The organism is Rhodoferax sp. (assembly GCF_039922535.1).
Classification (GTDB): Bacteria; Pseudomonadota; Gammaproteobacteria; order Burkholderiales; family Burkholderiaceae_C; genus Rhodoferax_B.
This window is the reverse complement of sequence record NZ_JBDTEM010000315.1, coordinates 1-5957: the sequence shown is the minus strand read 5'-3', so window position 1 is coordinate 5957 and position 5957 is coordinate 1. Positions and strand designations below refer to the sequence as shown.

The 5957-nt window shown below is 63.3% G+C and carries 5 protein-coding genes and 1 pseudogene; 1 reads left to right on the top strand and 5 read right to left on the bottom strand.

The window, feature by feature from the left end:
* Nucleotides 1–449, bottom strand: a pseudogene (locus ABI213_RS14990) (alpha-D-glucose phosphate-specific phosphoglucomutase); the annotation flags it as partial.
* A 233-nt stretch (nucleotides 450–682) separates the two neighbouring features.
* Between ABI213_RS14990 and ABI213_RS14985 the strand changes: the two are divergent.
* Nucleotides 683–1420: a DUF1223 domain-containing protein gene (locus tag ABI213_RS14985; RefSeq protein ID WP_348006603.1), complete on the top strand. Its 738-nt coding sequence runs from the start codon at nucleotides 683–685 to the stop codon at nucleotides 1418–1420.
* A gap of 4 nt (nucleotides 1421–1424) precedes the next feature.
* Here ABI213_RS14985 and ABI213_RS14980 read toward each other — a convergent pair whose 3' ends face one another.
* The 4 genes from ABI213_RS14980 to ABI213_RS14965 form a co-directional block, all read right to left on the bottom strand.
* Entirely contained in the window at nucleotides 1425–2354 is a 930-nt protein-coding gene (locus tag ABI213_RS14980) for a glutathione S-transferase family protein (RefSeq protein ID WP_348006602.1), read from the bottom strand.
* 11 nt (nucleotides 2355–2365) lie between these two features.
* On the bottom strand, nucleotides 2366–2572 hold the full coding sequence (locus ABI213_RS14975) for a hypothetical protein (RefSeq protein WP_348006601.1): 207 nt from the start codon (nucleotides 2570–2572) through the stop codon (nucleotides 2366–2368).
* 92 nt (nucleotides 2573–2664) lie between these two features.
* Nucleotides 2665–3840, bottom strand: a complete 1176-nt coding sequence (locus tag ABI213_RS14970) for an acetyl-CoA C-acyltransferase (protein WP_348006600.1) — start codon at nucleotides 3838–3840, stop codon at nucleotides 2665–2667.
* 11 nt (nucleotides 3841–3851) lie between these two features.
* On the bottom strand, nucleotides 3852–5951 hold the full coding sequence (locus ABI213_RS14965; protein WP_348006599.1) for a 3-hydroxyacyl-CoA dehydrogenase NAD-binding domain-containing protein: 2100 nt from the start codon (nucleotides 5949–5951) through the stop codon (nucleotides 3852–3854).
* Between the last annotated feature and the right edge of the window lie 6 nt (nucleotides 5952–5957).

Genomic DNA, 5957 nt, shown 5'->3' with positions numbered 1-5957 from the left:
GGGTTGTGCGACGGGGTCATCAAAATGCCGTCGGCCAGGCCCGTCGTGCGGCCTTGGTTGTAGACCAAGATGGCGTGCGACACGGCGGGCGTGGGGGTGTATTCGTCGCCCTCGGCCAGCATCACGTGCACGCCGTTGGCGGCCAGCACCTCCAACGCAGTGGCCGCGGCGGGCTCGGACAGGGCATGGGTGTCGATGCCCAGAAACACCGGCCCGGTGATGTTGTTCAGTGCGCGGTATTGGCAGATAGCCTGGGTGATGGCCAGCACGTGCTGTTCGTTGAAGCTGCTGTGGAACGCGCTGCCGCGGTGACCGGAGGTGCCAAACGCCACGCGCTGGGTGCTCTGCGCCGGGTCGGGCTGCAGGCTGTAGTAGGCGGTTACCAAGCGGGGCAAATTGACCAGCATGGAGAGCGGTGCGGTGTGACCGGCTAAGGGGCTATGGGACATGGAAGGGTCCATTTCTTGTGTTGGGGATGTCTCGCGAGGCCTGCACGGCGGCTGTGCAGGCAGCAACATTGAACCACACGCGCTTGGCAGTTTGGGCTTGTTACATGGGCTTACCTGGATTAATTTAAAGCGCTTTGAACAGCAGGCAGTTGTCTGCCAGCAGACTAAATTTGTAAGCTCTGCCGTTCTGCCCCGACCAATGGCTACCGATCCATTTTTTTCCAGGAGTCACCATGAAAAATGCTATTAAAACAATAGCTTCCAGCGTACTGTGTATCTACACGGCATTCGCTTTTTCTGCTGAAAGCATGTGCACGCAGCAGTCGGGCAAAAACAAGCTGCCGGTGGTGGAGTTGTACACCTCTGAGGGCTGCAGCTCCTGCCCGCCCGCCGACCAGTGGCTCAGCCATCTCAAAGGCCAGTCCGCGGTGGTCGAGGCCTTCCACGTGGGCTACTGGGACCAACTGGGCTGGGTAGACCGCTTTGCCACGCCCGCGCACACGGTGCGCCAACGCCAGGTCAGCGCATGGAACCAGCTGAGCTCCATCTACACGCCGCAAGCCGTGCTGAACGGCAAAGACTGGGCGCGCTGGGGCGGCAATGTGGCGGACACCGCCGCCGAGCCGGGGCTGGCCACCATCAGCTTGCACCAACTCGGCCCCGACCAGTTCGAGGCCATGGTGACGCCGGTGGCCGGTGCGCCAGGCCACTGGTCGGCCTACTGGACGGTGACCGAGAACGGCTACAGCTCCAAGGTGCAGGCCGGCGAAAACGCGGGCGAGTTTTTAAAGCACGACTTTGTGGTGCGCCAGTATGTGTCGGCGGGGGTGTACACCAGCGATGCCAGCGCGGCGCAAAAGCTGGCCTTTCGCAGCATCGCCCGCAGCCCCGACCATCCCCGGCAGGTGAATCTGGTGGTGTTTGACCCGCAAACCGGCAAGACCCTGCAGGCGATTACCGCGCCCTGCTAAAAAGTTAAATCGCCCGCAGCACGTAGCCGATGCGCGGGAAGTGCACGTGCACCGTGCCGGCCCGCGCGTCCACCCGGCGCAGCGTGGTGTGCATGCGGGTGGCGGCGACCAGTTCGCCCTGGGTCGCCTCCAGGCCAAAGCTCTCGGCATGGATGCTGACCTGGCTGCCCAATGGAATGCCGTGGTCGTCCTGGAACACCTCGTCCGCCAGGGCCTGCGGCGTGGTGGCTGCCGCGACCGCAATCGCATCCGCCGAAGTCAGCCGCCCGGCCTCGCCCTGGGCGAACGCTGCCAGTCGGTCCATCCACACCAGCACGCTGGGGGTGGCCTCCAGAATGCCCGCCAGGCTGGACACATTCACGCGGGTAAACCATAGCGGTGCGTAGGCCGCAAAGTCGGCCAGGCAAGCGGCGTGGCCGACCAGAAACGGCTGGTCTTCCAGCATGGTGGCCAGGCGACGCAGATAGGATTTGTAGGCGGTGGTGGCGTCACTCACCCGGATGCGCGGGGCACTGCCGACCATCTTGGCCCGGTCGTCGGCAAAAGCCTGGGCGAAACCGGGCGGCGTCTTGCCAAACATCTGCGCACGGCCTTGGGGCTGGAAGTTGTAGGCCATGGCGGTGGTGAACAGTGTGGTGTCCGCCCACTGCGCCAGCACCCGTGCCAAGCCCTTGTGGCTGGCGGGCGACAGCGAAGGTGTGGGCTGGCGGTGCTCCAGCACGTCGCAAATCAAGGCGGTGTCGCAGTAAATATCGGCCCCGATTTGCAAAATAGGTGTTTTGCGGTAGCCGCCTGTGAGCGCCTCTACATCGGGCTTGGGCGCAATGGGCGGCACGTTGACCGACTGCCAGGCCAGTTGCTTGAAGGCCAGCACCCGGCGGATTTTTTCGGCGAAGGGCGAGCTCTTGTAGTGGTGCAAGATCAGGTCGGCCATGCAAGTCTCCGTTATTTTTGCTTGGAATTCATCCGTGAACGCAGGTAGACCAGTACCGCCCCCAGGGCCGCTGCGATGCCGCCACCGACCACCAGGGCCAGCCCCAGATCATCGTCCGAGCGCCGGGTGAACAGGCCCAGCACCAGCGTCAGCAGCCCGCCGTACAGCAGTATCCAAATGGCGGAATGGACCCGAGAGATGGTTTTTTCAGTGAACATGGGCGCACTGTAATCCTGTGGCTGGCGGTGCGCCAGTTTTATAAGAAAAAGGCCTCCAGCGCAGGTGCGATCTGCGCTGGAAGCTACTGTTTTTATAGTACTTCAAAGACGCCTGCCGCACCCATGCCGCCGCCGATGCACATGGTGACGCAGACCCGCTTGGCCCCACGGCGTTTGCCTTCGATCAGCGCGTGGCCGGTCAGGCGCTGGCCGCTCACGCCGTAGGGGTGGCCCACGGCAATCGCGCCGCCGTTCACGTTCAGCAGCTCAGCCGGGATGCCCAGCTTGTCGCGGCAGTAGATCACCTGCACGGCGAAGGCTTCGTTCAGCTCCCATAGATCAATGTCACTGATCTTCAGGCCCAGGCGTTTGAGCACCTTGGGAATGGCGAATACGGGGCCGATGCCCATCTCATCCGGCTCACAGCCCGCCACCGCAAAGCCCAAAAAGCGGCCCAGCGGCTGCAGGTCGCGCTGGCTGGCCAGGGTTTCGTTCATGACCACGACCGCGCCGCCACCGTCGGAAAACTGGCTGGCGTTGCCCGCCGAAATCAAACCGCCCGGAATCGCCGACCGCAGCCCGGCAATGCCCTCAAGCGTGGTGCCGTCGCGGATGCCTTCGTCCTGGCTGACAGTGACTTCCTTGGTCATCAAGCCGCGCACTTTGTCGGCCACGCCCATGGTGACGGTGATGGGCGCGATTTCGGCGGTGAACAGCCCCGCAGCCAGCGCGGCTACGGCTTTTTGCTGGCTGGCCGCGCCGTACGCGTCCATCTGCTCACGGCCAATGCCGTAGCGTTTGGCCACCATTTCGGCGGTTTGCAGCATGTTCCAGTAGATCTCGGGCTTGTTTTTAACCAGCCAGGGGTCAGTGAGCATGTGGGTGTTCATCTCCTGCTGTACGCAGGAAATGCTCTCCACGCCGCCCGCCACATACACATCGCCCTCGTTGGCGATGATGCGCTGAGCAGCCATGGCGATGGTTTGCAGGCCGGATGAGCAGAAGCGGTTCACGGTGACACCCGAGGTCGTCACCGGGCAACCGGCGCGCAAGGCGATCTGGCGGGCTATGTTGGCCCCGGTGGCCCCTTCGGGCGTGGCACAGCCGATGATCACGTCATCGACCTCTGCCGCTTCAATGCCTGCGCGCTGGATGGCGTGCTGCACGGCATGGCCGCCCAGGGTGGCCCCGTGGGTCATGTTGAAAGAGCCCTTCCAGCTTTTGGCCAGGGGGGTGCGGGCGGTGGAGACTATTACGGCGGCGGTCATGTTCTTGTTCCTTAGTTGAAGGTTTGGCCGTCGGCAGCCAGGCGTGCCAGCAAGGGCGCAGGCGTCCAGAAGGCGGCATCGTCCAGCGGGTTTTGCGCGAAGCGCTGCATGGCCCGTACCACGTTGAACAGACCCACCTCGTTGGCGTAGTGCATCGGGCCACCCCGGTAGATGGGGAAGCCGTAGCCGGTCAAATACACCATGTCGATATCGCCCGACTTGGAGGCAATGCCCTCCTCCAGGATGTGCGCGGCCTCGTTGACCATGGCGAACACCAGGCGCTGCACGATCTCTTCGTCGCTGATCTTGCGTGGCGTGATACCCAACGATGCCCGGTGGTCAGCCACCATCTTCTCCACCAGTGCGCTCGGCACGGCATCGCGCTTGCCGGCCTGGTAGTCGTACCAGCCTGCACCGGTCTTCTGGCCAAAGCGGCCCAGCTCGCACAGCAAATTTGCCGTCTTGCTGTACTTCAGGCCAGGTTGCTCCACATACTTGCGCTTGCGGATGGCCCAGCCAATGTCGTTGCCCGCCAAGTCGCCCATGCGGAACGGGCCCATGGCCATGCCGAACTTTTCCAGGGCCTTGTCCACCTGGGCCGGGGTGCAGCCCTCGTCCAGCAAAAAGCCCGCCTGGCGGCCATATTGCTCGATCATGCGGTTGCCGATGAAGCCGTCGCAAACGCCGGACACCACCGCCGTCTTTTTGATCTTTTTGCCCAGCGCCATCACCGTGGCCAGCACGTCCTTGGCGGTAGCTTGGCCGCGCACCACTTCCAATAGCTTCATCACATTCGCCGGGCTGAAGAAATGCGTGCCCACCACGTCTTGCGGGCGCTGGGTGAAGCGGGCGATCTGGTCTACATCCAGCGTGGAGGTATTGCTGGCCAGGATGGCGCCGGGTTTCATCACCCGGTCCAGTTCGGTAAACACGGCTTGTTTCACGCCCATGTCTTCAAACACGGCTTCGATCACCATGTCGGCCTCTTTGAGGTCGTCGTAATTGAGCGTGGTGCTCAGCAAGGCCATGCGCTGCTCAAACTTGTCTTGCTTGAGCTTGCCTTTGGTGACTTGCGATTCGTAGTTTTTGCGGATGGTGGCCACGCCGCGCTCCAGCGCTTCCGGCTTGGCTTCGAGCATCTTGACCGGAATGCCCGCGTTCAAGAAGTTCATGGCAATGCCACCGCCCATGGTGCCCGCGCCGATGATTGCTATGCTGTTGATAGCACGTTGCGCAGTATCGGCGGGCACGTCGGGTATTTTTGAGGCTGCGCGCTCTGCCGCAAAGATATGCCGCAGGGCGCGGCTCTCGGGGGTCCACATCAGGTTCAAGAAGGTGCTGAGTTCAAACGCCATGCCTGCGTCAAACTTTTGCTTCGTCGCGGCTTCCACCGCGTCTACGCACTTCAGCGGCGCCGGGTAGTTCTTGGCCATGCCCTTGACCATGTTGCGGGCAAACTGGAAGTAGGCATCGCCTTGCGGGTGCTGGCATTTCAGGTTGCGCACCAGCGGCAGCGGGCGCACATCGGCCACCGAACGGGCAAAAGCCAGGGCTTCTTCGGCGAGCGACTCTGGGGATGCGGCCAGTTTGTCAAACAGCTTTTGGCCGGGGATAGCGGCCAGCAGTTCGCTTTTCACCGGCTCGCCGCTGACGATCATGTTCAGCGCGGGCTCCACGCCCAGCGCGCGCGGCAGGCGCTGGGTGCCGCCTGCGCCGGGAATCAGGCCTAGCTTGACCTCGGGCAGCGCCACTTGGCAGCCCGGTGCGGCGATGCGGTAGTGGCAGCCCAGCGACACCTCCAAACCGCCACCCATGCAGACGCTGTGGATGGCGGCGATGACCGGCTTGGCCGACTGCTCGATGGCCAGAATCAGGCTGTGCAGATTCGGCTCTTGCAGGGCCACCGGCGTACCAAATTCCTTGATGTCGGCCCCGCCCGAAAACGCCTTGCCCGCACCCGTCAGCACGATGGCCTTGACGGCGGCATCGGCATTCGCCTGCGCCAGCCCGTCGGCCATGGCGCGCCGGGTGGCCAGGCCCATGCCGTTGACCGGCGGGTTGTTCAGCGTGATCACGGCGACATCGCCGTGGACTTCATACAGAGCCGTCATAAGAGT